The organism is Cytobacillus sp. ABV4_503, assembly GCF_056158445.1.
Map to the genome: position 1 here is coordinate 3078827 of NZ_JBSWTH010000001.1, position 26581 is coordinate 3105407.

Below are 26581 nucleotides of genomic sequence, written 5' to 3' on the forward strand. Positions count from 1 at the left end.
TTGTCCGTTGATTTACGCTCCAGGCTGCTCTCTCCAATCAACTAATTAATTAATATACAAAAAGCAACAAACCTTGCGGAAACTGCCTTTGTATAAAGAACAGCTCTCTCTTTATTACTTTGGCTGCATACGGATGCCGCCATCCAGACGGATCGTTTCTCCATTCAGCATCGGATTCACTAAAATACTCTCTGCCAGCCTGGCATACTCCTCAGGATATCCCAGCCTTGAAGGAAAAGGCACCATTTGCCCCAAGGAATTCCTTGCCTCTTCAGGCAGCGAATCAAACATAGGTGTATTAAACAAACCGGGGGCAATTGTCATAACACGAATTCCATAACCCGCCAGCTCTCTGGCAATTGGCAAGGTCATGCCAACCACACCGCCCTTTGATGCACTATATGCAGCCTGGCCAATTTGTCCTTCAAAGGCTGCTACGGAGGCCGTGTTAATAATGACGCCCCTTTCACCTTGTTCATTCGGCTCATTCTTTGCCATTTGTTCAGCAGCCAGCCGAATGACGTTAAAAGTCCCGATCAGATTAATCGTAATGACCTTTTGGAATATCTCCAGTGTATGGACTCCCTTTCGGCCAATCAGCTTGGCGGCAATTCCTATGCCGGCACAGTTAACGGCAGTATTAAAGCTGCCAAATTGTTCAGATGCAAATGCCACTGCTCTTTTTACGTCTTCTTCTTTTGTTACATCCGTTTTCAAAAAAAGAACATTTCCCCCCAGTTCCTTGATAAGATGGCTTGCCCGATCCTCCGCCAAATCTGCAATAAGAACTTTTCCGCCGCAGCCGGCTATTTTTCTCACAGTCGCCTCGCCAAGCCCTGAGGCACCGCCAGTGATAATGGCCCTGCAATCTTTCACTTCCATAGTGAACCTCCTTTTATTAATCAGGTTTTTCTATGAAGACATTTCCATTAGGAATGCAGATTTTCCTGCTGAGTGGCCGAATTCCTGCTGATTATTTATCAATTCCCTGTAATTGCACAAAAAAACAGCTCCATTTCAGAAGCTGTTTTTCTATGCCAAATACCGATCGCCAAGAATTTCTCTAAGGTGCTGCCTAACCCGATACAATTTTGTTTTGACAGTGTTTGGGTTGAGATGGAGAATGTCCGCTATTTCTTTCTCTTTCAGCCCGTGCTTTGTTTTAAGCAGGAAAACCCTTTTCTGTTCATAGGAGAGGGAATCTACATAAGCATATATCTGCTCCTCAAGCAAATTGACTTCTGCTTCAAGCCCGGCATCAATATATTTATTTCCCATGCAGTTTTCAAAATCAACGGAATCCTGTATTCTCTCATTTGTCCTTCTTTCTTTTCGGACAAAATCAATCGCAGTTCTGGTTGCAATCGAGGATAACCAGGCCCCCAGCTTTTCCTGATCATCAATGCTGTCCATTTTTTTATATGCTTTGAGCAGCGATTCCTGCACAACATCCTGTGCAAGATAATGATCCCTTGTTATATTATAAGCAATATGATAGAGCCGTTTATTGTATAGCCTGCAGATCTCTCTCATATCCACTGAAGGTTTAATCACTTTAATCCCCCTCTCCTATAGGTTTCTAACCTTTTATTGGAGCCGTTCTTTTATAAAGGCTGGAACTGTTTTTTCTGTGAAGCTTTTAATATCAATTGTCCTTTGCTCATCAAAATAGAACGCAATAATATAGTCTCCATCAATGAATCCTTCTGAATTTTTCAAGCTGCTTTCTAATTGTTCCTTATCCGTTAATTTGACGGCAGATTTGCTATTTCTCATTTCTTCAAAAACTTCTTCATACGAGTACCCGGCTGCAAAATTGATATCGATATCCTTCGCTTTTGCAGCCAAAGCATAAGAGATATCATTGCTGTTCACTCTTGCTTCATTCAATAGTGACTTTTCTTCCAGCCATTCCTCAAACCTTGCATAAGAAGGATACCAAGGCATATATGCTTTATTGCTGTCATTATAAAAAATCTCAATGTGCGCATATGGCTCGTCACTTCCCTGGAGCTCTTCAAAGGAAGCAGAATCAACTTCTTCCGTCAATATCTCAATAGCCTCTTTTAGATCTTTATCGTCTGTAATGACCGCCCGTTTATTAACAGGTCCAGTTGGAGTAATCGTTATCTTTGTAGTGTCATCGGCTGAAACCTGATAGATTTCATTGGTAGCCTTTTTGTATTCATCGGATTCATAAATCAGCTTAAGAAATGGCTGGTATTCCTTTTTATTAATCCTGTAATCACGGATTAGCTTTTCGCCATTCTTCAGTTCATACACGATAAAAACTGAATCGCGGCCCGGAATCTGCGCAAGCCTGTTTTCGTCCTTTATAATCGTCTCATGAAATCTTCTGACCAAATCTATATTCTCGTATTCTTTCAAATATAAGGGTTCCTCATGATCGATATCACTATAAAGGTAAAAACTCTCGCTAAAATGAACCCGCTCAATTTCATTGCCCCGTGGTACACTTTTTTCATATTGAGTAAAATCAAATTGGAATAAGACGAATAAAGCCGCCATTAAAGCTGTGTATGCCAGCAATCCTTTCACATTAATGGTCACACGCCATGATTTTTGCAGAACCATTTCGGCAGCCGCATATCCAATCAATGCTCCAAACACGTAGCCAGCTATAAGCCAGCTCATGCCGCCGCGCATCTCACCGAAATATCCCCCCCCTAAAAGCATCGTGCAAAAAGTTACACCATATTTAAAGATGGGTTTTGTAATCGGAAAAACCAGGGCATGGGAGACAGCCTCCATCCTTCTCCTTTTATAGATCTGCAAACCAAGACAATACAGAGACAAAATAAGCAAGAGATAAATAGCAGCCTCTGCGCTTGAGGGAGTGCGCATGTTCATCTGAGATAATGCAATTAAGGGAGAAAACTTCTCAAATTTGCTTGCCATATAATATTGGTCTGGATAGCCAAATAAATAGAATGGCAAATTAATAGAGACTAAAATGATCATGCCTACAGGGAGCAAGAGGAAAATATACGTTAAGGCACCCTGAACGGCGGATAATCCCGTCAGCATTCCTACAGAAACTCCTGCCAGGTAAATCACAATATTAAATAAAAGAGTGATGCCCACCCAATTGAATATCTCCCCAATTGAATAGAACTCCTGCAAATTCATGGGCTGGTAAAGGATCAGGACTATTAAAGCAATGAGTAAAACAGGCGTAATTAATAGCATGATTCCTGATAAAGCATACTGATGGAAAATGGAATCCCGCTTGACTGGGAGGCTGTGCATTAAATCGCTATACTGTTTTACCTGTGTGTATCTGAATAAGAACACAGACAAGATCACCGGCACTGATATATTAAAAATAAACTGGATCTGGAAGTTGTATTGAAACAGATTGTCAATGTCCAGAAATTTCCGCTGTTCCTCTGAAGAATTCATTATTATATCAAGTGGAATAGCGAAGAACAGACCGAGAAAATATACAATGGAAACCCAGCCGACACTTCTGAAAATCGTTTTTAGAATTTCCCTCCTAACCAAGGATGTTTTGGACTGCATATCCAATGTCCCCCATTTCATAAATGAAGATTTCCTCTAATGTAAGGGGAAGCATGTCAAAAATCACTGGCTTAAATTGTTCTACATATGACGATATTTCCTTCGCATCTCCCTTTACAATGCAGATCATAATACTGCCTCTTTTTTCTTTATGAAGAATTTTCAGCGGATCGAAAATGGCTGGTACAGATCCTTTAAAAGCCACTTGAATCTTATGTGTATCTGTTTTAAGGTCATCCAGGTCTTTTTCCAGGATCATACGCCCTTTATGCATGATGCCAATAAAATCACATAAATCTTCCACTTCACGCAGGTTATGAGAGGAAATAAGAATGGTCATTTCTCTTTCGGCAACCTCGTCTATAAGCAGGCTTTTCACTTTTTTTCTCATAACCGGGTCCAGGCCATCCATAGGCTCATCCAAAATTAAAACTTCCGGCCTGGCAGACAAAGCAAGGATAAAAGCAGCCTGCCTTTGAATGCCTTTTGAAAATCTATGAATCTTTTTATGTATGTCCATTTCAAAAATTGCAGCAAGTTCCACAAAGCGGCCGTCATCCCATCTGCTGTAAATATTTTGATAAAATTGAGCCATTTGCTTAACTGTATATTGAGGAAGAAAATAGGGATGATCCTGAATAAAAAAGATCTTTTCTTTAATTACCGGATTTTCGAAGACCGGCTGGCCGTCAATAGCAACAGACCCCTCATCCTCCGCATAGATGCCTGCCAAAAGCTTCAAGAGCGTTGTTTTCCCTGCTCCATTTGACCCAAGCAAGCCGTATATGGACCCTTTATTGACTTCGATGGAGACATTTTCGACAGCATCCATCTCCTCGAATGATTTACGTACATTACGGATTTTGATCATCTTCTATCCCACCCCCTATAGCTGCTTCTAATTTCTGAATCATCTTAAATAATTCATCACTTGTGATTCCAAGATATATAGCTTCTGATAAAAGCTTTGAAAGCTCATTTCTCACTTTTTCTATTTTTTCACTGTTCAGATTGGGAGTCGCTGGACTGACAAAACTGCCCTTCCCCTTTATAGAATAAATATAGCCCTGGGATTCAAGTTCCCTGTATGCTTTTTGAATCGTATTGGGGTTGATTGTCAGCTGATGGGCCAGCGTTCGAACGGAAGGCAGCTGTTCATCTGCTGCTAAGACCTCGGTGATGATCAGCTCTTTAAGCCGCTCAACCAGCTGTTCATATATAGGCTTTCGGCTCCTTACGTCCAATTCAAACATACTTACCCTCCCATCTGTATACAGTGTACTATCATTCATAGTACAGTTAATACAGTAAGATTATATTACAAGTAATTGGAAAAGAGAAGAGGAAATATAAAAATATTTATAAAAAGAAAAAACTGGTTCAGCCAAAGGGCTAAACCAGTTATAAGTATTCTTATTTAGCAGATTTCACATTCACCGGAGGCGGAGGCAAAATCATGTTGGAACGTCTATTGTTTGTTGCGATGATATATACAGCTGCGACTGCGATGCCAACCGCAACGAAGGAACCAAGATTGAAGATTCCTTTTTGCGAATACCATACAATCGAGTAGCCGACTGATCCAGCCAGCAATGCATAATAGAAGAATGGGAACAGAGTCTTACGAATGACAGCGCCTTCTTTTCCGACAAGACCAACAACAGCTGATGCAGCCACCACGTTATGGACACATATCATGTTTCCAGCTGCTCCGCCGACTGCCTGAAGGGCTACAATCCAGGTTGCATCCACTCCTATCTGCGAACCAACATCATATTGGAATAAAGAAAACATCATATTACTTACAGTATTACTTCCTGCGATAAATGCACCAATACCTCCTATAAACGTTGCGAAGAATGGCCAGAATTCTCCAGCAAGAGCTGCGGCACCATTTGCGAGTTCGATCGGCATCTGATTATAGCCAGCATCTCCCCCGCCGGTATTGATGAAAACCTGTACCATCGGAACTGTGAAAATTAAAGCTGTTGAAGCAGCTACAGTTGTCTTTCCTGAATCTGCCCAGGCTTTTTTGTATGAACTGGAATTCATTCCATGAATAAAATAGGTGATAACGGATACAAGAATAAAAATGGTACCCGGCAAATACAGCGGCTGGAAACTTGAGGTGATGCCGGAATCAAAAATGTTTTCAAACTTAACAGTCCACGACTGAAGCCACCCTAAAAATGGAAGCGATTTCAATCTCGACAATACTAAAAACAGACCGACTAAAACATAAGGAGTCCAGGCACGCATCATGGTCATGCTTCCGCTTTTATGAGCAACTGCTTTGATTTCAAGTTTGCCGGTCCACTCAGGATCCCACTTGGATTTCTCTTCAAAATCCCAGACCTGATCCTTAGGAGGCATAAGAAAACCTTTTTTAGCTGCAAAAACAACAATTGCTAAACCAGCTAATCCGCCAATCATAGACGGGAATTCAGGTCCAAGAACATTTGCGACAATTACATAAGGGATTGTCATGGCAAAAGATGCGAACAGTGCAAACTTCCAAATTTTTATCCCATCTGTAAATGATTTGTTCTTGCCAAAGAATCTTGTCATTAAAGCTACCACAAATAAAGGAATTAATGTGCCTGCAATCATATGGAGAATAGCTACTTGTCCGGCAATTTGCGTTACCAGGCCAAGCAGATTATCTGTAAGGCTCGCATTGCCAGATAAGCCGGTCTGAACACCAACGAGCATAGGAGTACCTACTGCACCGAATGAAACTGGTGTGCTTTGAATGACCATCCCGGCAATTACAGCTGCCATCGCCGGGAAGCCCAGCCCAACCAATAGCGGTACAGCTACTGCTGCAGGAGTCCCAAACCCTGATGCGCCTTCAATGAAAGATCCAAACAGCCAGGCAATGATAATCACTTGAATTCTGCGGTCAGGAGAGATATCGGTAAATCCCTGGCGTATGGTCTTTAATCCGCCGCTTTCCTGCAGAGTATTCAGAAGCAGAATTGCACCAAAAATAATGTATAGGAGTGTTCCGGCGACAACCAGGCCATTAATGGATGCAGCCGCTACTTTTGCACCCGACACCTGCCAGACAAATAGCGCCAGTACAACTGCTACAAGGTACGAGATGGGCATAGCCTTACTTGCCGGCCATCTCAGTCCGACAAGGAATACTGCGACTGCGATTATTGGCAATAATGATAATAAAGCTAACATTCCAGTACTCATTAATTACTTTTCCCCCTTTTGTTTTGTAATAGCGAACAATAATTGCACTTTGTTGCGGACTACGAAACATGTTATATAACTATAATTGTTTTGTTATACAACAATGAACCAAGCTTATTTTTATTATACAAACATTTTTCATAATTTCAATAATATTTGGAAAATTTAATCTATGTATTTACACAAAAATATTTGTATGTATATACAAAAAAATTAGCCCAATATATCTTTTTATCAAGATATATTGGGCTAAAACCTAACTTATTCGGCTGACATGTCCCAGCCGGACGGAAATCCCTTGTCCTGTTCTTACCATTATAGATTTTAATGCATCAAGACGATCACTTGTCATTCTCATTGTCGGGCCTGAAATACTGACTGCAGCAATGACCTTGCCGAGGTGGTCAAAAATAGGAACGGCAACACATGTAATCCCGTATTCATTTTCTTCAAGATCAAGTGCATAGCCATTTTGCCTGACCTGCCCCAGTTCTTTCATAAATTCATCCTTATCCGTAATGGTTTTATCTGTATGGACCGGCATCCCTTTTCTTTCAAGGATATCAATAACAACACTTGAAGGCAGATGAGCCAGAATAGCTTTACCGACAGATGTGCAATGCATTGGAGCACGTTTTCCGACTTTAGAATGCATCCTTAGAGTCTCATTGCCCTCAAGCTTCTCGATGTACACAACCTCTCCCTGATCGTAAACGACCAAATGAATGACTTCATTAGTTTCATTTTCCAGCTCCTGCAAAAAAGGTCTTGCCTCTGCACGCAGATCGATTGATTCAAGCAGTTTTGAACTGATCTCCAGGAATTTATACCCTAATTTGTACTTGCCGGTCTCGCTATCCTGTTCTATAAATCCGTACTGAACAAGAGTAGAAAGAATACGATAAACAGAGCTTTTATTGATATCAATCTGATTGGCAATTTCCGTTACGCCAAGACCGCTTTTTTTCAGGCTGATCAATGTAATAATATCCAGTGCCCTGCTGACGGACTTGACCATGTTTTCTCTTTCCACAACACTCACCTCTGGTGCAAAAACCTTAATCGATTACAGATAGATTATACCGTTTTTGCGCTTTCACGTGCCACTGCAAAAGTATTCCGCAGAGTCCCAATCTCTTTGATCTCACATTCGATAATATCGCCTGACTTAACCATCTCAGCTCCAACAGGACTTCCTGTAAGGATTATGTCTCCTGGCATCAGAGTCATGACATTAGTCAGGTAGGAAATCATTTTTCGGATCGGGATAATCATTAACTCTGTGCTGCTGTTCTGTTTCTCTGAGCCGTTTAATTTTGCTTCCACTTTAACCTGAAACGGATCCAGTTCTGTTTCAATTACGGGACCAAGCGGAGTAAATGTGTCAAAGGATTTACCAATAGTCCAATGCCCATCATTATGGAAGAATTGAGGTGCAGTAACATCATTCCCCACTGTATAGCCAAAAACATAATCAAGCACATCTGACTCTGCTACATTTTTAGCTTCTCTGCCAATGACCACTGCCAGTTCGGATTCAAATTTCACCTCTTCAATGCCTTCAGGAATGATAATATCCTCATCTGGCCCTATAACAGAAGATACAGGCTTATAGAAGAATACAGGAATTTCCGGGAGTGTCTCAGGCAAATCTGATTTCACTGACACATAGTTAGCTCCAATTCCAATAATCTGATTTGGAACCAGGGGTGCAAGCTGTTTAGCAGCATCCTGAGAAAAACTCTGGCCAGTATATTCCCAATCTCCGAAAATATCACCTTTGATTTCTTTTAATTGGCCACCCTCTGAGACTCCTGTATATACTGCTCCATTAACTTCAAACCTAGTAAATTTCATCTTTTCCTTCTCCCCTCGATTTCTTTAAGTCTGCAGATCTTTAGAAAAACAGGGCATATCCATGCCCTGTTCTAAAACTACTACTGCTTAACAGCATACTTGGACTTCGCTTCAAGACGGCGGCGGTGCAAAATCGGTTCTGTATAGCCATTTGGCTGTTCATAGCCCTCAAAAACAAGGTCACATGCTGCCTGGAATGCAACCGATTGATCGAAGTCAGCAGCCATTGGGCGGTAAGCGGGATCTCCACTATTTTGTTCATCTACAACCTTTGCCATTTTCTTCAGTGTCTCAAGCACTTGCTCCTTCGTGCAGATTCCATGGTGGAGCCAATTCGCAACATGCTGGCTTGATATCCTTAATGTCGCACGGTCCTCCATTAATCCAATATTATTGATATCTGGAACTTTAGAACAGCCGATGCCCTGCTCAACCCAGCGGACAACATATCCCAGGATACCCTGTGCGTTGTTATCCAGTTCTTCTTGGACTTCCTCCGGATTCCATTGCGGATTTTCAGCAACCGGAATCTGCAGGATTTCATCACGAAGGTCCGAAATTTCTCCCAGCAGCTGGTTTTGCACCTTTTGAACTTCCACCTGATGATAGTGTAAAGCATGAAGAGTGGCAGCAGTTGGAGACGGTACCCAGGCAGTATTTGCTCCTGCGTTCAGATGGCCGATCTTCTGCTCCATCATGGCAGCCATCAGATCAGGCATAGCCCACATACCTTTTCCAATTTGCGCACGGCCCTGGAATCCTGTTTCAAGGCCTGTATTGACATTGGATTTTTCATAGCCTTTTAGCCAGGCTGTTGCCTTCATGTCATTCTTGCGGATCATTGGGCCAGCTTCCATGGAAGTATGCATCTCATCCCCAGTCCGGTCAAGGAATCCGGTGTTTATGAAGACGATGCGCTCCTTTACTTCACGGATGCAGGCTGCCAGGTTCAAAGATGTACGGCGCTCTTCATCCATTACACCAATTTTTAGTGTATTCCGCTCAAGTCCGAGCAGATCTTCTGTCCGGTCAAACAACTCGTTTGCAAAAGCAACCTCCTTGGAACCGTGCATCTTTGGCTTAACGATATAAATAGAACCTTCTGATGAGTTTTGATATGGGCCATTTCCAAGTAATGTATGCTTGCCAATCAGGCTGGTAATTACCGTATCCAGGATACCTTCCTGCACTTCATTTCCGTCTGCATCCAAAATCGCATTAATGGACATTAAATGTCCGACATTCCTGACAAACATCAATGAGCGTCCTGATAATGAGAACTCCTTTCCATTTGGAGAAACATACGAACGGTCAGGGTTTAATGTACGTGTCATTGATTTAGCGCCCTTCGTAAAGTTGGCGGAAAGGTCACCCTTCATTAATCCGAGCCAGTTACGGTACACAAGGACCTTATCTTCAGCATCAACTGCTGTTACTGAATCTTCACAATCCATAATTGTAGTAATTGCAGCTTCAAGCAAAACATCCTTTACTCCGGCATCATCCGTTTTTCCAATCGTGTGGACTCTGTCAATTTGAATTTCAAAATAAAGGCCATTATTCTTTAGAAGTACCGCAGAAGGCTGATCCTTCTCTCCCTGGTATCCGGCAAACTTTGCTTCTTCTTTTAGATTTGCAATTTCGCCATTATTAAGTACAACAGCCAGCTTATCTTCTTCCACTTTATATTGAACAGCATCTTTATGGGAACCGCTTGACAGAGGAGCGGTTTGATCAAGGAATTCCCTGGCAAACGCAATAACCTTTTCTCCCCTTACAGGATTATACCCGCCATCTCTATTTGCCCCGTTTTCTTCACTGATTGCATCTGTGCCGTAAAGTGCATCGTATAAGCTTCCCCAACGGGCATTCGCTGCATTGATCGCATAACGCCCGTTATTAACTGGAACGACCAATTGTGGTCCAGCCTTCACAGCTACTTCATCATCCACGTTTTCTGTAGTAATGTTAAAATCTTCGGCCCTTGGCTCAAGATAGCCGATCTCTTCTAAAAATGACTTATAGCTATTAAAATCAAAATCTTGATTTTCTCTGTGCCAATTGTTCAGCTTATGCTGAATTTCATCCCGCTTCGCCAGCAATGCTTTATTTTTAGGCGTCAGATCGTTTATAAGCGCTTCCAAGCCTGACCAAAATGGTTCCTGATCCACTCCGCTTCCCGGCAGTGCCTCAGAATTAATAAATTCATACAGCTCCCTTGCAACTTGCAGGCTTCCTGTTTTCACATAGTTCCCCATTATTCATTTCCTCCTTTGGTTGCTGCTTTACCATTTTAAGTTTAATGCGATTGTTTCTTATTACAAAACGGCGTTTCTAACTTTCTCTTAAAAAAATAATAGCATGTTTCCAAGTGAATTTTCAATAATTTTCACACAACTTTATTCTGCGATTTGATAAAATTTTCCAACATTCGGTAAATGCCCAGCCTTCTTCTAATTTAAGGCTGGGCATTTCTTATGAAATTGCCTGGGCCTTCATCTCTTTTTTGATTTCAGCACATCTGCCTGGCGATGGGAACAGCTTTCCGGCATTCAGCAGATTATGAGGATTAAAGACTTCCCGGATTTCTGTCTGGGCAGCTATTTCTTCTTCTGTGAAAACAAATCGCATTTCTTCCCTCTTTTCTATGCCGACACCATGTTCTCCAGTTATGGTACCTCCAACATCGGCGCAGACTTTTAGGCACTGGCTCCCAGCTTCAAGAGCTTTCTCTGATTCTCCTGGTATCCTTGCGTCAAAAAGGACAAGAGGATGCAGGTTTCCATCTCCCGCATGGAAAATATTAGCAATTCTCAACCCCGATTCACTGCTAATCTGGTTGATCCTGCTCAAAACTTCAGGCAGCTTGCTTCGAGGGATGACCCCATCCTGAACCAGATAATCAGGAGAAATGGCTCCCATGGCACCAAAGCCTGTCTTACGGTTCGCCCACCATCTTGCTCTTTCCTCTTCACTTCCGGCCGCACGGACTTCACGGACATTCCTCTTTCTGCAAACCTCAAGGATTTGGTCGATCTGTTCCTCAATTCCCGCTGCAATTCCATCCACTTCTATTAAAAGAACTGCTTCTATATCTTTTGGATGGCCTACCGGAAAAGCAGCAGCTTCCACCCCTTCAATAGCAGTCTTATCCATCATTTCAAGGGCTGCTGGCACAATACCCGCAGATATTATATCTGATACTGCCTGGCTTCCATCTTCAACCCGATCAAAGTAGGCAAGGACAGTCTGCTTTCCTTCAGGGTTTTTTAGTACCCTTACAGTTATTTTTGTCACAATTCCAAGGGTCCCTTCAGAACCTGTGATCAGACCCAGCAAATCATATCCGGGAGCATCGGGAATACCGTCTTTGCCAATTTCCACTATCTCGCCATTAGGCATGACCACTTCAAGTCCAAGAATATGGTTTGTAGTAACTCCGTATTTCAGACAATGGGCACCTCCGGCATTTTCTGCAACATTGCCGCCAATTGTACAGCAGTATTGGCTGGATGGATCTGGTGCGTAATAATAGCCTTTATCGGATATTGAGTTCGTGAGTTTCAGATTTACAAATCCAGGCTCCACTACGGCGCGGCGATTTTCAAGATCAACGCTAATAAGTTTTTTCATCCTTACCATACTGATTATTATTTCTCCATTAAGAGGTATGGCTCCGCCGCTCAGCCCAGTACCTGCCCCCCTGGCGAGAAAGGGGAGATTGTTTTCCGAGCAGTACTTGACAATTTCCGCCACTTCTTGTGTATTCTTTGGAAAAACGACGGCCTTGGGCAAGTGCTTATGGATCGTAAAGCCGTCACAGTCATAAGCAACAAGATCTTCCTTCTGGTAAAGAATGGAACGGGAACCGCCCACAATTTCAGCCAAATTTAAGATATGTTTGTCCTGTGATTTAATCCGATCTTTCGTTCTCACTCTTTTCCCTCCTTCACACGGTCTTCCTTTTGGTAAGCCCAGTCAAGAAGCTGGACAGTATGGACAATTTTCTGATTCCTGCCGTATTTTTGAACTCCCATTGCCATTTGCAGCATGCAGCCGGGATTTCCCATTGAGATCATTTCCACATCATCTGGAACATTTTCCATTTTGCTTTCAAGTACCGCATTGGCCATTTCCGGATTGGTAATATTGTATATCCCTGCACTCCCGCAGCAACGGTCTGAATTTGGCATGTGGACCATGTCTACACCAGGAATATCAAGGAGAATATCGCGCGGCTGCTGGCGGATTCCCTGACCATGCGCTAAATGGCAGGCATCATGGTAAGTTATTCTAGTGTTCATTTCAGCCTTTGGCTTTTCATAGCCTGTATCATGAAGAAATTTTGAAATATCCTCAACCTTTTTAGAGAACTCTTCCGCTTTTGCATGCAGTTCCGGGTCTTCCTTAAATAATTCTGCGTATTCCTTCATCATGCACCCGCATCCGGCTGCATTAACAATCACTTTATCAAAGTCTTTGAATGCTTCCATATTCTGCTTCGCCAGCTTCCTGCCCATATCACGGTCTCCCGCGTGAACATGCAGGGCACCGCAGCATGTTTGGCTTTGGGGAATGACAACATCATTTCCATTTCGGGTCAGTACATTTATCGTCGATTCGTTAATATCACTGAACATAACATCCATAACACAGCCGGTCAGCATCGCAACTTCCTGCTTTGTCTCCCCTTTTGCTTTGATTACTTTTACGTCTTTATATTTCTTTTTTACAGGCTCTTTCACCTCAGGCATGATGGATTCCATATCGACAAGGTGCTGCGGCATGATATTGATTAATTTGGTTTTCCGGACCGCTTTTTGCATGCCGCTTTTTTGATAGAATTTCAGAAGGCCGCCTAGCGTATTTAAGCGATTCTGGTGAGGGAAAAGGTCATGAAGAAAAAACTTGCTGATTGCTCCTTTTACACCAGTCAATGGCATTGCCTGCCGAATCTGGCCGCGTGCTTCCTCAATCAAACCGCCAACATCGACATCAGCCGGGCATGCAGTTGTACAGGCGCGGCAATCCAGACATTGAAACACAGGGTCCATGAATTGCTCATTTACTTGAAGTTTCCCTTCAGCCACAGATTTGATTAGGTGCACACGCCCCCGTGGAGAATGCTGTTCCTGACCTGTCTGTTCATATGTCGGGCATGATTCCAGACACATTCCGCAATGGACACAGTCAGCCCATTTCTTTTCATCTGGCGGATCACTCCATAAATAGTTTCCCAATCCCGACGTACATGGCGGTTCCTGCTTTAAATCGAGTTCCCGGACACTCATTTAAATCCCTCCTATGAATCTGTTTGGGCTTAATGTTTTATTTGGGTCGACCTTTGTTTTAATCCCCTGGAGCAAAAAGAAATAAGAAGGTTTATTTCCCCATACATCCACTTTTTTCCGAAGTTCAAATGGAAGGTGTTTTGCAATCGCGTATCCTCCATCTTTTTCAGCGATCTGCCTTACATTTACAGCAGCATTGGCGACATCTGGCTCTGCTCCTCTAATGGTCACTTGACTCAATCCATGACCCAGACCTCCATGTGATTCGATTTTCACATTGAATTTATCCTGCAGCAGTTCAGTTTCCTTTAATACTTTTACCGCGTCGAGATTTACAGTTCCAATTTTAAAGGAGGCTTCAGTTTGGATTGGCAATTCTTTATGTGCCCCATTAGGGATGTGCCTATAAAAGCGGTCCCAAAACAAATCCGCGTTTTCCTTAGAGCTTATACTCAATTTCGCATCTTTCGGCAGCATATTTCCCACAAAAACTTCCTGATAACGAACTGAACTCTCCACATCTTCAAAACTCATGGCAACGGTGTAGGAATTTATTCCGGCAAGCTTATCTGAAAGTGCCGGATTCAGCAGCTCAAGCGAAACCGGTTCAATCATAGAATCCAAAACCTTTACTGCAAACGCCTTTATTTCCTCGAGATCTCCTGTTGCGAACGAAACGAGAACCAAACTCTCACATTTAGGAATTGGGCGAAGCTTTAAGGTTATTTCAGAAATTACACCAAGTGTTCCCATCGATCCTATAAACAGTTTATTCATGTCATAGCCGGCAACATTTTTTACAACTCTGCCGCCGGAGCGTATTACCTTTCCATCTGGGTAAACTGTCCTTAATCCAATGACTGCATCACGGGCTGAACCATAGCCCAATCTTTTGGGTCCGCTTTCATTTGCTGCAATGACTCCGCCTATTGTGGCATTTTGGGGCCAAAAAGGATCGAGAGATATTTTTTGATTATGCTTTGCCAGATAATCCTGAAGGTCTTTAAAACGAGTACCGGATCTTACTGTTACTGTCATATCACCAGGTGTGTGTTCCACAATCCCTGTATATTTTTCAAGCGATAAAAGAAGATCTGCTTTTTCATTTAAGCCTCCGAATCCGCGTTTTGTGCCACCGCCCATAATGTTGATGGTTAGACCATTCAAATCTGCATGCTTAAGTACAGCTGCAATCTCATCTTCTGTTTCCGGTAAAACAAGCAATTCCCCAGAGTTGCCTAATCGGCTTGAAACTTCATATTTACTTATCTGGTCTTCTCTAAAATAAGTCTTTAAAGTACTTATCGATTCTGCTGCTATCAACATATACACCCCGCTTGTTTCGTAATAACAAACAATGTTTCTAATAAATTTCAAAAAAACGTTATTGTTCCTGCAGGATACTTATTTGTAAAAGCTTCTCAACCAGCTCTAAATGTTCAATCATATTCTTATGTGCCTGATCCGGCTGCTTATTTTTAATAGACAAATAGATACCCAGATGCTGCTCTTCAATCTTTTTGGCGATATCATCCCGTGTTTGAAGATATTGATGGAAATCGATCATGGATTTTTTCAATGTTTCAGATATAAATTGCACAAATTGGATAAGTATATCATTGCCTGCTGCATGGGCAATCGCCATATGAAACTGATAATCTTCCTCCCATCCATGGATGGCTGCATCGGAAATCAGCTTATTCATCTTAGCCAACTGTGCTTCCGACCGATTTGCGGCTGCCATTTCAGCGAGACCTGTTTCAACCATTTTTCTTGCCTGGAATAACTCGTGGATGTCTTTAATGCCAGGATGCAAATGAGGACTTTTAAAAAGCTTTGATGAATCAAATCGGGATATGTATGTGCCTTCTCCCTGTTTTACATGCACAATTCCTTTGCCTTGCAGTGAGGTTAGAGCGTCCCTGACAGCTGATCGGCCGACACCAAACAGTTCGCATAATTCTCTCACTGATGGCAGTTTTTCTCCCGGCTTAAAGGATCCTTTGACAATCATATCTTCAATTTGCTCTGCAGCAATTTCAGAAATTTTTCGCGTTGAAATCTTTTTTACATTCAATCCTCTTGCCTCCTTTCTTGCAGACGTCACATATCTGATATGTTATATGTTACTTCCTATTAAATCACGGCAAATTGTAATAATCAATAAAATATTTAGAATTTATTAAAAATTCCTATCAGGATCCGAACATAGGGTTCATTCGGACAGATGTAGAAGAAATCCGGGAGGTTGAGTCCGAATACATTCCTCATTCGGACAGGTGTAGAGGATATCCGTGAAATTGAGTCCGAATTCAGTGCTCATTCGGACAGATGTAGAGAATATCCATGAAATTGAGTCCGAATTCAGTGCTCATTCGGACAGATGTAGAGGATATCCATGAAATTGAGTCCGAATACGATGCACATTCGGACAGGTGTAGAGGAAATCCGAGAAAACAAGTCCGAATACATTGCTCATTCGGACAGGTATAGAGGATATCCGTGAAATTGAGTCCGAATACATCGCTCATTGGTTAAGCCCATATAATTGTGTAAAAAGAAAATGAGTCAAATTAATTCCTTTGGTCAACAATGTTATCAGCGACGAAAACAATGTGGAGGAATTAATTATGACTCAATTACAGTTTAACCTAAATCTTGACATTTTAAAAGAATCCGTCATGGATTCAAACATCGACTCAGTGATCAAAGCATCCATTGTTCTGGTATTGAATGAGTTCATGGAAAAAGAACGTGATCATCATCTGAAAGCACATGCCTACGAGCGGACACCAAGTCGTCATGACTACCGCAACGGATACTATGACCGCGAACTTCTATTAAGCATCGGAAAGATCGTACTAAAAGTACCTCGTACCAGAAGTGGTGATTTTTCTACCACTGTGTTTGAACAATACGCTCGATGCGACCAGGCTTTCGTCCTTTCTATGCTTGAAATGGTCGTGAATGGGGTTTCCACTAGAAAAGTTTCCAATATCGTGGAACAACTCTGTGGTCATAAGGTATCCAAATCCTTCGTATCCACTCTTACAGAGAAGCTGGATCCAATAGTGAATCAATGGGCAAACCGGCCTCTAAATACTATGTATTACCCTTATATCTTTACAGACGCCATGTATATTAAAGTAAGGGAGTACAATCGTGTTGTTTCTAAAGCAGTCTACATTGCCACTGCCGTTGATGAGAATGATAGACGGGAAATTCTTGGCTTAAGAGTAGATCATGTGGAGAGTTGTGAAGCGTGGCAAAGATTCTTCCAGCACTTACAGTCAAGAGGATTACAATCACCAAAGCTAATCATATCCGATGCCCATAAGGGCTTACAAGCAGCCATAGGGAAGGAATTTGTAGGCTCTGCCTGGCAGCGATGCACAGTTCATTTCAAAAAGAACATCATCACTCATATGCCGAAAAAAGATATGGATGAAGTGAAGATCGCGCTAAAAAGAATATTCGAAGTAGCGAAAGTGAAAGATGCGAGGAGATACAAAACAGAGTTCATCGATAAATACAGAGATAATCCAAAGCTGGATAAAGCGATTGAGATATTAGAAGAAGGTTTTGAAGATGGAATACAATACCTAAACGAAGAAACCATGTACCATAAGCATATTCGGAGCACAAATTCACTAGAAAGAATAAATGGAGAGGTCCGCAGGAGAGAAAGAGTCATTAGAATTTTTCCTAACACACAATCAGCTTTCAGGTTAATCGGAGCTGTCCTGATGGATTATGCAGAGGAAGTTGGAAAAAGAATAATTAAAGAAAAGAAGAAGTAGGGTCCGCGAAGCGAAATTTTTGAAGTAGTGGAAGGGGGGCCCCCCTTCCACTACTTCAAAAACATAACAGCTGTATAACTTGCCTTTTCCTAGGAATGAATTTACACAAAATAGTGGGCTTGACTTCGCTCATTCGGACAGATGTAGAGAATATCCATGAAATTGAATCCGAATACATTGCTCATTCGGACAGATGTAGAAGTAATCCGAGAAAACAAGTCCGAATACATTGCTCATTCGGACAGGTATAGAGGATATCCGTAAAATTGAGTCCGAATACATTGCTCGTTCGGACAGGTGCAGAGGATATCCATGAAATTGAGTCCGAATACGATGCACATTCGGACAGGTGTAGAGGAAATCCGAGAAAACAAGTCCGAACCTGAGGTTCATGCAGGCACGGTATCATAGAATCTGATAAAGAAGTTATTACAATCTCCCTCTTAGCTGAAAGCAAGAACCTGGAGTGAAAATAAACTTTCAAAATTTACAACGTAAAACAACAATCTGTGTGAAAACAGCAAAAAAACCTGACTTCCACGTTTTCACATGAAAGTCAGGTCAATTTTTCTATTCTATAACGCGTACAACTCGGCCATTAAACTTAGTTTTCCAATAGCCGCTGGACATGTTTGCAACCGCAACACCCGTTGAGCTTTGTGAACCGATGAATTTACCGCCGCCGAGATAAATGCCTACATGGCCGTCCCTTTTATAAGTATCAAAGAAGACAAGATCTCCCGCTCTCATCTGGCTTGCTGAAACCTGGCGCCCAGCGAATTTAAGAGAATCTGTGCTGGCTCCTACACTAATTCCAGCCTGTGAGAATGCCCAGTGTACAAAGCCTGAGCAATCGAATCTTCCATTGGCGATATCATAAGCATTTCTGCCGCCGCCAAACACATAAACAGAATTACCGATATATTTATTTCCTGCAGTTGTCACAATGCTGATTGCACTGCTGCCATTAACAGTTGGCTTTGGAGCTGAGCTTGCTGACCCTTTTGCTTTTTGGGCAGCAGGAGATTGCTTTTGGGCAGAAGCTGAACCTGCTGGAGCTGAACCTGCTGTCTGTGCAGCTGGTGCTGTTTGCGCTGCAATGCTTTGTTCGATTTGAGCAATCATAGAAGCATATTTAACATCTTCACTTTGCAGCTTTGCCTTCTTATCTGCAATTGAATTTTCTTTTTCTTTTAGCTGCTGGATTAATGAGCTATTTTGCTGCTTTTGCTCTTCCATGATGGACTGCATGCCTTTTAATTCGGTCATCATGCTGGTTAATCCCGCTAACTCTTTTTCCACAGCAGCCTTCTTTTCTTCAAATGCCTTTTTATCCTGTTCCTGTTCTTCCAGTAATTGTTTGTCTGCCTGAACAAATGTGGTTACTGCTCCGACACGGTCAACAAAGTCACTGAAACTGGAAGCACCAAGAAGAACATCTAAATATGCCACTGTTCCGCCGCTTTCCTGAAACGATTGTGCACGCTGTTTTAGGATAGCGCTTCTCTTTTCGATTCTTTCCTCAATGATAGCCATTTCTGCCTTCAATTGATCTACTTCTGATTTAGTGCTTGCAATTTTAGTCTGCGTTTCTGCTATTAATTTATTATTATCTTCAATCGCCTTTTCTACTTTACTAATTTTAGTATTTAACTCAGCGATTTCTTTAAGTACACTTACCAATTCCTTATCCGCTTCAGCCAATGTGGCCTGCAAGCTGGAACGCTGCTGCTGAATTTGGCTTTTTTGATTTTCCAGTTTATGGATTGATTCAGCATTTACACCTGGGATTGAAAAAGCACTTCCAAGCCCAAGGATAATAGTTGTATTTAAAACGAGGAGCCTTTTTCTCAAAGTCATTACCCTGCTTTCTTATATGTAATTGGCCATTTATTAGCCGTATCAATATCAAACTATTTATCTATGTATATTTTTTAAGCGATTACAATAAAAAACTCTAGTAAATTTGTCTTTCCATGGAGGATTATACCATCCTTATTTGACAGACTTGTTATAGCAATATTACAAAAATATTTCAAACGTGACATTAAACCCCTTTTTTCGCCATCCTTATATGACATAATTCCCTATTTTACTGAGAGAAGATACCCAACGACAGTTGTGCACTGTTTTCCAAAAAATAAAAAAAGACTGGAATCCGCATTATAACTTCCGGATTTCAGTCTTTCGTGAATACTTTTTAATCCATAAATTTTCTTTGGATATCCTGATCGAACACAAATACCGACATTCCAAAATCCCGTTCGATATCTATATCTACAAACAGGTCAATTAGTTTTGCCTGGAGAAATTCTTCCATTTCAGCCGGCCGGTTCTTTTTATACATCTCCTTGACCATTTCTGTTCTGGCAGCCCTAAGCATTTGCTTTCCCTCGTCTGCACTTGCTATGAATTTTTCCACAGGAGATAAATTACCTTCCATTTCACATATAGCCCAATGTTTGCAGAAAGTTGTCCTAACTTTGCTAGGTCCTTTGCCCATATGTTTTTTTCGGAAGGAGCGCACTAAATTACTGAATTCAGCTTCATACTTGTTCATAATCCAACCCTCATATACCCTATTATCATGTATAATTCCATTTATACATGTTCAATACAGGTTTCACTTTAATAAGTTAATCAATTAATACAATAATTGTCAAACTAAACAATTTTAATTTCTTGTTAAACTGAAATTATATGCTACTATTTTGTTAGTTGAAAGGTTCTAGGAGGAAGAATTATGGATATTCTAAGCAGCAGAAAAATTGTCAGATTTCAGAATGGAGTTCTGCAGGATGCAGAAGATTCAATTGTTTCCGAACACCCTCTCACAATTCATCTAAATGGGGAAGAGTTCGCAACAATGGTCTGCAGCCCAGAGAATATTCGGGAATTAACAATCGGCTTTTTAGCTTCTGAAGGCTTTATCAGGAGAATTGAAGAAATCAAGGATATTCAAATAGATGAAAGCAAAGGATTTGCGTATGTGGAATTACATACCCAAACTACTACAGCAAGCCATGAGTTTCACTCCAAACGGTTTATTGGTTCATGCTGCGGAAAGAGCAGGCAATTTTACTTTCACAATGATGCCAGGACAGCCAGAACTTCTACATCTAAGCTGACCTTGTCTCCCAGCCAGTGCATTTCATTTATGAAACAGCTGCAGGATGGCAGTCTGACTTTTCAAGAAACCGGTGGAGTACATAATGCTGCCCTATTTTCTGCGAATAATATGATTGTCAGCAGAACAGACATTGGCCGTCACAATGCTCTAGATAAAATTCTGGGGTACTGCATTGAGAACAGGATTCCTGTTAGGGATAAAGTCATTGCTTTCAGCGGCAGAATATCTTCGGAAGTTTTGCTTAAAGCCTCCAAGATCGGAGTAGGCATCATCCTATCAAAATCAGCTCCGACTGATCTGGCCATAAAGCTGGCAGAAGATCTTAACATCACAGCCGTTGGCTTTATTCGCGGTCAGTCTTTTAATGTTTATTCTCATCCTGAAAGGATCGTTGCAAGGGCGGAAGATTAATAAGAAGAGGGTATCCAATTGCACACGCATATGGGTATCCTCTTTCTCTTTTTCAAAAAATCTCTATTTTTAAGCTCATTTTCACACATAGGTGAACATCTTGATGCAGATACTAAAACCATGAAAAAAGCAAGTCAAAGCTTTGCTTAGACTTGCTATCTATTAAAACATAGGATGAGGAGGGTCTATTCCCAGAACCGTTTCACCATCTACGGTTAACCATATGTAATAATGGTCAATTTCCGTTTTCAGGACTTTCTCTATCTTTGCAATCAAACTTTCCTGCAATTCAAATGACAATCTTGCTGTTTCTTCTCCTAATTCATAATTTTGAAGTCCCATCAAATCAGCTATATATCTTGCTTGTTCATACGATACTTCTACATATTTATCATATTCAGGTAAATATGCTGCCTCTGATGTCTTTGCGTTGAATACAAGCAATAACATCAAACTTACTAAAACAAATGCTGCTTTCTTCATTTTTGTTCCCCCTTAAATTTTAACTAATTTGTCTTTTATTTTAAAAAATGTATCAACAATATCTGGATTGTACATGGTGCCCCGATTTTTTCTAAGTTCATCTATTGCTTCAAGTACGCTTCTGCCTTTCTGATAAACCCGATCAGTAGTCATTGCATCAAATGAATCTACAACCGAAATAATTGCTGCCTCAATTGCAATTTCATCCCCTTTAAGTCCTTTGGGATATCCAGTGCCATCATATCTTTCATGATGCTGCTCTACCACTTCGCCTGCTTCTATTAAACTCGGTAAACCTGTCTCTTGCAGTATTTCTCGTCCAAACGTAGAATGCTGTTTCATTAAATCCCACTCATCAGAGGTTAATTTACCTGGTTTTTGAAGAATCTCTACTGGCACCTTCACTTTTCCTATATCATGTAAAAATGCAGCAAGATTAAGTTTTAAAATTTGCCGGGAATTTAAATCAAGTGCATCTGCCATGAGCATTGACATTTTTGTAATTCTATCGCAATGATCGCTTGTATATCCATCTTTCTCTTCAATTGATATGACCAAATCTCTTAATTCATTTGTCACTCTGCTATAGTAATGAAAAACTGGATTAGATGTTACATATAAAAATTCTGATTGACCTATTGATTGAAAAATATGGTGTTCAGTTACTGGGCATCTTTGAAACGAATCACCAGCACTGATTGTTTTTTCTCCATTAGAATCTTTTAAGAGCAGTTTACCTGAAAGCAAATGAAGATATTCCAGCGTTTCACCGCCTTCTAACGGTTCAAGTCCCCACCTGGCATCAGGCTCCAGCTTATGATAAATAACCTCTGTCCCATCCCCCGAAGCAATCAGGGAGATTTGCAAGCCTTTCATGTGGACTGTTTCAATGAAACTATCTTCATTTATAATGCCCACTTTATTACCCTCTTTCTTATACTTCTCAAATGATGTATGTATTGGGTGGCAAACTAATAAACTTTCCTATATTGCCATTCTAGTACATGATTTTCCATTTTTCCACAAAAATTTTGCTATAAAATTGATATTAAAGAGAATATTGACAATATTCAAGGCTATTTGCCTAAACTTATCATTTCCAATAAAAAACCAGTGACCCGAAATTGCGGTCACTGGCTTTATTTCATTCTCTTTTGTTGGGAGGGACATCTCTTTCGTTTTTCTCCATTTTGTGCATTTTCTGGTCTTCTGGAAGCTGGGTGTTTCTTTCCATGTCACTTGTGTCTTCCCCCATTCCTTTTAGGAAAGTAATCAGAAGCGTAACTGCCCGATTGACTTCCGGATCTTTTAATGCCTTTACGAGATCAAGATAGCTTGTTTTTTCATCTGTATCTTTATATTCCGCAACTCTTGCAACTCCGGAGTTTAACTTTAGCAGCAAGGGTTCAAGCTGCTGGACATTTATGGTACCAAGAGTTCCAACCATTAAAAGCAGGTTTTTGATTGTATTGGTAGCTTCCGGTTTATCTACTGCTTTAACAAGTACATTTAATACTTTATCTCCCTGTCCAAATAGTCCATTCAATAATGAGAGAACTCCCCGATCATGCATATGTCCGACAGCTGTAAGAAGCTCAAGAATAGGTTCCTTATTTTCGATCAGGGCATTCTCCACTTCTTCCAGGTCTTTTTTTCGTTTATCCTCGGGGGTTAACTCAAAACGCTTGATGCTATTAATCGCTTTAGCCATGCTGCTTCCGCTCCTTTTTCACCATTTCTCCAGGGAAGATATAATCTTTTCTTGCCCATTTCTTTTCAACATTTACACCAATTTGCGGCTGCGGATTGCCATAGCGGTGATTAATTCTAGGAAGCGGATTGCTTCCTTCTTCACTCAGGATTTCAAGCTTTACTTTCGTTTCCTTATATGCCGGTGTATCGGTATCCTTGTCGGCATAACTGCTTGTTAATAAATTTATGGCGGCTTCGCCTCTGTCATTCATAGGAAGGTAAACTTCCTTCCCTTTAACCCTATCCGTTATATGGCACTTTACTTTCACATTGCCATATGGGGATGTCAAACGAACAAGTGTACCGTCTTTCAACCCTCGTTCTTCGGCTAGTTCAGGTGATACCTCCAGGAAAACTTCTGGTGTTTTCGAGCTGATTCCTTTTGACTTGTAGGTCATATTGCCTTCATGGAAGTGCTCCAGAAGACGCCCATTATTGACATGAATATCATATTCCATTGGATATTCAAGAGCAGGAGTCCAATCTACTGGAAAGAGTCTTGCCTTGCCATCCGGGAAAGGAAAGCCTTCCGTGTAGAGGAGAGGACTGTCCGTTCCATCCTCAGCCACCGGCCACTGCAGACTATTGTATCCTTCCAATCTATCATAAGTAACTCCTGCGTACAGTGGCATAAGTCCAGCTGCTTCTTCCATTACTTCACTTGGGTGCGTATATGTCCAGCCCGCTCCCAGCCGATTAGCCACTTCAATGATAATCTGCCAATCCGGCTTCGAATCCCCAAGCGGCTCGAACGCCTGGTAAAGACGCTGAATTCTCCTCTCTGTGTTTGTAAACGTTCCTTCCTTTTCCAAACTTGGACTTGCAGGAAGCACTACATCGGCAAACTCAGCTGTACGGGAAAGGAAAATGTCCTGCACCACAAAGAAATCAAGCTTTTCAAAAGCAGCCTGCACATAATTGATATTTGAATCCACAAGCCCCATATCTTCACCCTTCAGATACATTGCTTTCAGCTTGCCTTCATGAATTCCTTCTACCATTTCGTGATTATTCAATCCTGCCTTTTCCGGAAGCTTTGCTCCCCAAGCATTTTCAAATTTCCTTCTCACATCAGGGTCTGAAACCTTTTGATAACCAGGCAAACTATCTGGGCTGCTTCCAAAATCACCTGCCCCCTGCACATTGTTGTGGCCCCTTAAAGGATAGGCACCTGCGCCAGGTTTAGCGTAATTGCCTGTTACAAGAAGCAGATTTGAAATAGCTGTACTTGTATCACTGCCTCCAAGATGCTGTGTGACACCCATTGCCCATAATGCAGAAACACTATTGGCTTCATGAATCATTTCTGCCATTTTGATTAAATTGCCTTTGGAGATCCCGGTTGTTTCTTCTGCAAATTCAAGCGTATATTTCTCCAGGTTTGATACAAATTCTTCAAGGCCATTTACTTTTTCCTTCAGAAACTTCTCATCCGCCCAACCCTGGTCGATAATATATTTGGTAATGGCAGAAAGCCATACCATATCCGTACCCGCACGAGGACGCACAAACAGATCAGACCGCTCTGCCATTTCATGTTCCCTTAAGTCAGCTACAATTACTTTTTGGCCGTTTAGTTTCTGGGATCGCTTCACCCTGGTAGAAAGAACAGGATGGGATTCAGACGTATTTGAACCAATAATCAGCACTAATTCAGAGTTTTTAATATCTTCGATTGAACCAGCATCCCCTCCATATCCCACAGTTCGGAATAACCCTACAGTTGCAGGGGTCTGGCAATATCTTGAACAGTTATCGATATTATTTGTCCCTATGACTGCCCTGCCAAGTTTCTGCATTAAATATGATTCCTCATTGGTACATTTAGATGAGGTAATAAAGCTCAATGCATCTGGGCCATGCTGTTCCTTAATTTCTGAGAATTTTCGTGTAATCATTTCCAATGCTTCTTCCCATTCTGCTTCACGGAATGAATCACCTTCCCTGATTAGCGGCTTCGTTAATCGTTCCTCACTATTCACAAAGTCCCAGCCAAATTTCCCTTTAACACATGTAGAGATTCCGTTGGCAGGTGCTTCTGCCTGAGGCTCCACCTTCAGTATTTCTCGGCCCTTTGTCCATACATCAAAGCTGCAGCCGACACCGCAATAGGTGCAGACTGTTTTGGTCTTTTTAATTTTCTCTTCCCGCATTGCCGCTTCCATATCAGATATAGCCAGGATGGATCCATATCCCGTTTCAACATTTTTAGTGATTTCAATCATTGGACGAAGGGTGTTTTTAGCAATGCCAGTCAGAAATCCTGCTTCCCCCTCCATTCCCTTTTCCATCATGGCATTACATGGACAAACCGTAGAGCAGTGTCCACAGGAAACGCAGGAGGACTCGTTAATTGGCACATCATTATCCCAGATAACCCTTGGTCTATCCCGCTCCCAATCAATAGTAAGGGTTTCAGTAACCTGGACGTCCTGACATGCTTCCACACATCTTCCGCAAAGTATGCACTGATCGGGATCGTATCTGTAAAATGGATGAGATTCATCCTTATCATAAGGCTTTTGATCAAACGGGATGCTTTGATGATTGATTTTCATCGCCTTAACCGTATTATGTATTTCACATCCCCCGTTGTTATAATCACAAACCGTACAATACAATTCATGATTAAAGAGTATCTTATCCATGGCAATGGTCTGCGCCTGTTTTACATCTGGATCCACAGTATCAATTACGTCTCCATCTTTCATTTTTGTGGAGCACGAACGGACGAGTTCTCCATTGACAGAAACAATACAGGTATCACAGGTTTCTATTGCTCCAAGGCTCGGATGGAAGCAAACCTGAGGAATTTCAATCGAACTATCGTTTAAAAATTGCAAAACGGTTTGATCCTGCTTTGCCTTGATTTCTATACCATTTATCTTTATATTGAGAGATTCTGGCAAATCAATCATCCTTTCAATGAATCTGTTTCTTAGGTTTTCACTACCCTTGCAAGAAAAAGTTAAACGTTTAGTTAAAGATATTGGCAGATAACTCCAGGCATTCTAATAAAAAAATAATCGCGAAAAAAATAACGGCTGCATATTCCCTCAAAAGAAAAAACACCTCCCAATGGAAGATGCCTTCTTATATTTATCTCCTGC

Annotated in this window: 21 protein-coding genes; 2 read left to right on the top strand and 19 right to left on the bottom strand. The window is 41.4% G+C overall.

All coding sequences use genetic code 11. The features are described 5' to 3' along the window. Positions 1–114 precede the first annotated feature (114 nt). The 13 genes from ACXAD1_RS15375 to ACXAD1_RS15435 all read right to left on the bottom strand — a co-directional run bounded on the left by ACXAD1_RS15375 (position 115) and on the right by ACXAD1_RS15435 (position 15972). Positions 115–882, bottom strand: a complete 768-nt coding sequence (locus tag ACXAD1_RS15375; RefSeq protein ID WP_206843484.1) for a 3-hydroxyacyl-CoA dehydrogenase — start codon at positions 880–882, stop codon at positions 115–117. A gap of 150 nt (positions 883–1032) precedes the next feature. Beyond that, the gene (locus ACXAD1_RS15380) at positions 1033–1554 is read right to left on the bottom strand and encodes an RNA polymerase sigma factor (protein WP_370221649.1); all 522 of its coding nucleotides are present in this window, start codon (positions 1552–1554) and stop codon (positions 1033–1035) included. A gap of 33 nt (positions 1555–1587) precedes the next feature. Then, on the bottom strand, positions 1588–3543 hold the full coding sequence (locus tag ACXAD1_RS15385) for a DUF6449 domain-containing protein (protein WP_370221650.1): 1956 nt from the start codon (positions 3541–3543) through the stop codon (positions 1588–1590). After that, on the bottom strand, positions 3518–4414 hold the full coding sequence (locus ACXAD1_RS15390) for an ABC transporter ATP-binding protein (RefSeq protein WP_370221651.1): 897 nt from the start codon (positions 4412–4414) through the stop codon (positions 3518–3520). Before ACXAD1_RS15390 ends, ACXAD1_RS15385 begins: the two co-directional genes overlap by 26 nt. Beyond that, positions 4398–4796 carry a GntR family transcriptional regulator gene (locus tag ACXAD1_RS15395; protein ID WP_206843477.1) on the bottom strand — a complete coding sequence of 133 codons (399 nt, stop codon included), beginning with the start codon at positions 4794–4796 and terminating at the stop codon, positions 4398–4400. Before ACXAD1_RS15395 ends, ACXAD1_RS15390 begins: the two co-directional genes overlap by 17 nt. Before the next feature lie 160 nt (positions 4797–4956). Further along, entirely contained in the window at positions 4957–6747 is a 1791-nt protein-coding gene (locus ACXAD1_RS15400) for an L-lactate permease (protein ID WP_474910525.1), read from the bottom strand. A gap of 256 nt (positions 6748–7003) precedes the next feature. Further along, positions 7004–7780, bottom strand: coding sequence for an IclR family transcriptional regulator (locus ACXAD1_RS15405; protein WP_474910526.1), 777 nt, complete (start codon positions 7778–7780; stop codon positions 7004–7006). A gap of 44 nt (positions 7781–7824) precedes the next feature. Further along, positions 7825–8604, bottom strand: a complete 780-nt coding sequence (locus ACXAD1_RS15410) for a fumarylacetoacetate hydrolase family protein (RefSeq protein ID WP_370221654.1) — start codon at positions 8602–8604, stop codon at positions 7825–7827. A gap of 80 nt (positions 8605–8684) precedes the next feature. Next, on the bottom strand, positions 8685–10862 hold the full coding sequence (locus tag ACXAD1_RS15415; protein WP_370221655.1) for a malate synthase G: 2178 nt from the start codon (positions 10860–10862) through the stop codon (positions 8685–8687). A gap of 217 nt (positions 10863–11079) precedes the next feature. Continuing rightward, entirely contained in the window at positions 11080–12540 is a 1461-nt protein-coding gene (locus tag ACXAD1_RS15420) for an FAD-linked oxidase C-terminal domain-containing protein (RefSeq protein WP_206843443.1), read from the bottom strand. Next, positions 12537–13895: a (Fe-S)-binding protein gene (locus ACXAD1_RS15425; protein WP_474910527.1), complete on the bottom strand. Its 1359-nt coding sequence runs from the start codon at positions 13893–13895 to the stop codon at positions 12537–12539. Before ACXAD1_RS15425 ends, ACXAD1_RS15420 begins: the two co-directional genes overlap by 4 nt. Beyond that, positions 13896–15218 (bottom strand): FAD-binding oxidoreductase, encoded by a 1323-nt coding sequence (locus ACXAD1_RS15430; RefSeq protein ID WP_370221660.1) that lies wholly within the window; start codon positions 15216–15218, stop codon positions 13896–13898. A 61-nt stretch (positions 15219–15279) separates the two neighbouring features. After that, positions 15280–15972 (bottom strand): FadR/GntR family transcriptional regulator, encoded by a 693-nt coding sequence (locus tag ACXAD1_RS15435; RefSeq protein ID WP_370221658.1) that lies wholly within the window; start codon positions 15970–15972, stop codon positions 15280–15282. A 553-nt stretch (positions 15973–16525) separates the two neighbouring features. Here ACXAD1_RS15435 and ACXAD1_RS15440 point away from each other — a divergent pair. Then, a complete protein-coding gene (locus ACXAD1_RS15440) occupies positions 16526–17695 on the top strand; it encodes an IS256 family transposase (protein ID WP_474909389.1) in 1170 nt (389 codons plus the stop codon). A gap of 570 nt (positions 17696–18265) precedes the next feature. On the opposite strand, the gene ACXAD1_RS15445 is transcribed toward ACXAD1_RS15440, so the two are convergent. Both ACXAD1_RS15445 and ACXAD1_RS15450 read right to left on the bottom strand, forming a co-directional pair. Continuing rightward, positions 18266–19555, bottom strand: a complete 1290-nt coding sequence (locus tag ACXAD1_RS15445; protein ID WP_474910528.1) for a coiled-coil domain-containing protein — start codon at positions 19553–19555, stop codon at positions 18266–18268. A 340-nt stretch (positions 19556–19895) separates the two neighbouring features. Then, on the bottom strand, positions 19896–20255 hold the full coding sequence (locus ACXAD1_RS15450; protein ID WP_206843400.1) for a Na-translocating system protein MpsC family protein: 360 nt from the start codon (positions 20253–20255) through the stop codon (positions 19896–19898). Between the two features lie 183 nt (positions 20256–20438). Between ACXAD1_RS15450 and fdhD the strand changes: the two genes are divergently transcribed. Further along, a complete protein-coding gene (gene fdhD / locus ACXAD1_RS15455) occupies positions 20439–21236 on the top strand; it encodes a formate dehydrogenase accessory sulfurtransferase FdhD (RefSeq protein ID WP_206843398.1) in 798 nt (265 codons plus the stop codon). Positions 21237–21398: 162 nt separating this feature from the next. Here fdhD and ACXAD1_RS15460 read toward each other — a convergent pair whose 3' ends face one another. From ACXAD1_RS15460 to fdhF, 4 genes are all read right to left on the bottom strand, one after another. Next, a complete protein-coding gene (locus ACXAD1_RS15460; RefSeq protein ID WP_474910529.1) occupies positions 21399–21719 on the bottom strand; it encodes an 8-amino-7-oxononanoate synthase in 321 nt (106 codons plus the stop codon). Between the two features lie 12 nt (positions 21720–21731). Continuing rightward, positions 21732–22637, bottom strand: coding sequence for an HD-GYP domain-containing protein (locus ACXAD1_RS15465; protein ID WP_474910530.1), 906 nt, complete (start codon positions 22635–22637; stop codon positions 21732–21734). A gap of 226 nt (positions 22638–22863) precedes the next feature. Next, complete coding sequence (locus tag ACXAD1_RS15470) at positions 22864–23430, bottom strand: helical membrane plugin domain-containing protein (protein WP_206843375.1); 567 nt, start codon at positions 23428–23430, stop codon at positions 22864–22866. After that, a complete protein-coding gene (gene fdhF, locus ACXAD1_RS15475) occupies positions 23423–26389 on the bottom strand; it encodes a formate dehydrogenase subunit alpha (protein ID WP_474910531.1) in 2967 nt (988 codons plus the stop codon). The genes ACXAD1_RS15470 and fdhF overlap by 8 nt, the downstream gene beginning before the upstream one ends. Between the last annotated feature and the right edge of the window lie 192 nt (positions 26390–26581).

Excerpts from the sequence above, each read along its gene's own strand:
- ACXAD1_RS15445 (WP_474910528.1), bottom strand. The coding sequence starts at position 19,555 with ATGACTTTGAGAAAAAGGCTCCTCGTTTTAAATACAACTATTATCCTT.
- fdhD (WP_206843398.1), top strand. The coding sequence starts at position 20,439 with ATGGATATTCTAAGCAGCAGAAAAATTGTCAGATTTCAGAATGGAGTT.
- fdhF (WP_474910531.1), bottom strand. The coding sequence starts at position 26,389 with ATGATTGATTTGCCAGAATCTCTCAATATAAAGATAAATGGTATAGAA.
- ACXAD1_RS15460 (WP_474910529.1), bottom strand. The coding sequence starts at position 21,719 with ATGAAGAAAGCAGCATTTGTTTTAGTAAGTTTGATGTTATTGCTTGTA.
- ACXAD1_RS15425 (WP_474910527.1), bottom strand. The coding sequence starts at position 13,895 with ATGAGTGTCCGGGAACTCGATTTAAAGCAGGAACCGCCATGTACGTCG.
- ACXAD1_RS15450 (WP_206843400.1), bottom strand. The coding sequence starts at position 20,255 with ATGAACAAGTATGAAGCTGAATTCAGTAATTTAGTGCGCTCCTTCCGA.
- ACXAD1_RS15470 (WP_206843375.1), bottom strand. The coding sequence starts at position 23,430 with ATGGCTAAAGCGATTAATAGCATCAAGCGTTTTGAGTTAACCCCCGAG.
- ACXAD1_RS15375 (WP_206843484.1), bottom strand. The coding sequence starts at position 882 with ATGGAAGTGAAAGATTGCAGGGCCATTATCACTGGCGGTGCCTCAGGG.
- ACXAD1_RS15415 (WP_370221655.1), bottom strand. The coding sequence starts at position 10,862 with ATGGGGAACTATGTGAAAACAGGAAGCCTGCAAGTTGCAAGGGAGCTG.
- ACXAD1_RS15440 (WP_474909389.1), top strand. The coding sequence starts at position 16,526 with ATGACTCAATTACAGTTTAACCTAAATCTTGACATTTTAAAAGAATCC.
- ACXAD1_RS15400 (WP_474910525.1), bottom strand. The coding sequence starts at position 6,747 with ATGAGTACTGGAATGTTAGCTTTATTATCATTATTGCCAATAATCGCA.
- ACXAD1_RS15390 (WP_370221651.1), bottom strand. The coding sequence starts at position 4,414 with ATGATCAAAATCCGTAATGTACGTAAATCATTCGAGGAGATGGATGCT.
- ACXAD1_RS15395 (WP_206843477.1), bottom strand. The coding sequence starts at position 4,796 with ATGTTTGAATTGGACGTAAGGAGCCGAAAGCCTATATATGAACAGCTG.
- ACXAD1_RS15410 (WP_370221654.1), bottom strand. The coding sequence starts at position 8,604 with ATGAAATTTACTAGGTTTGAAGTTAATGGAGCAGTATATACAGGAGTC.
- ACXAD1_RS15385 (WP_370221650.1), bottom strand. The coding sequence starts at position 3,543 with ATGCAGTCCAAAACATCCTTGGTTAGGAGGGAAATTCTAAAAACGATT.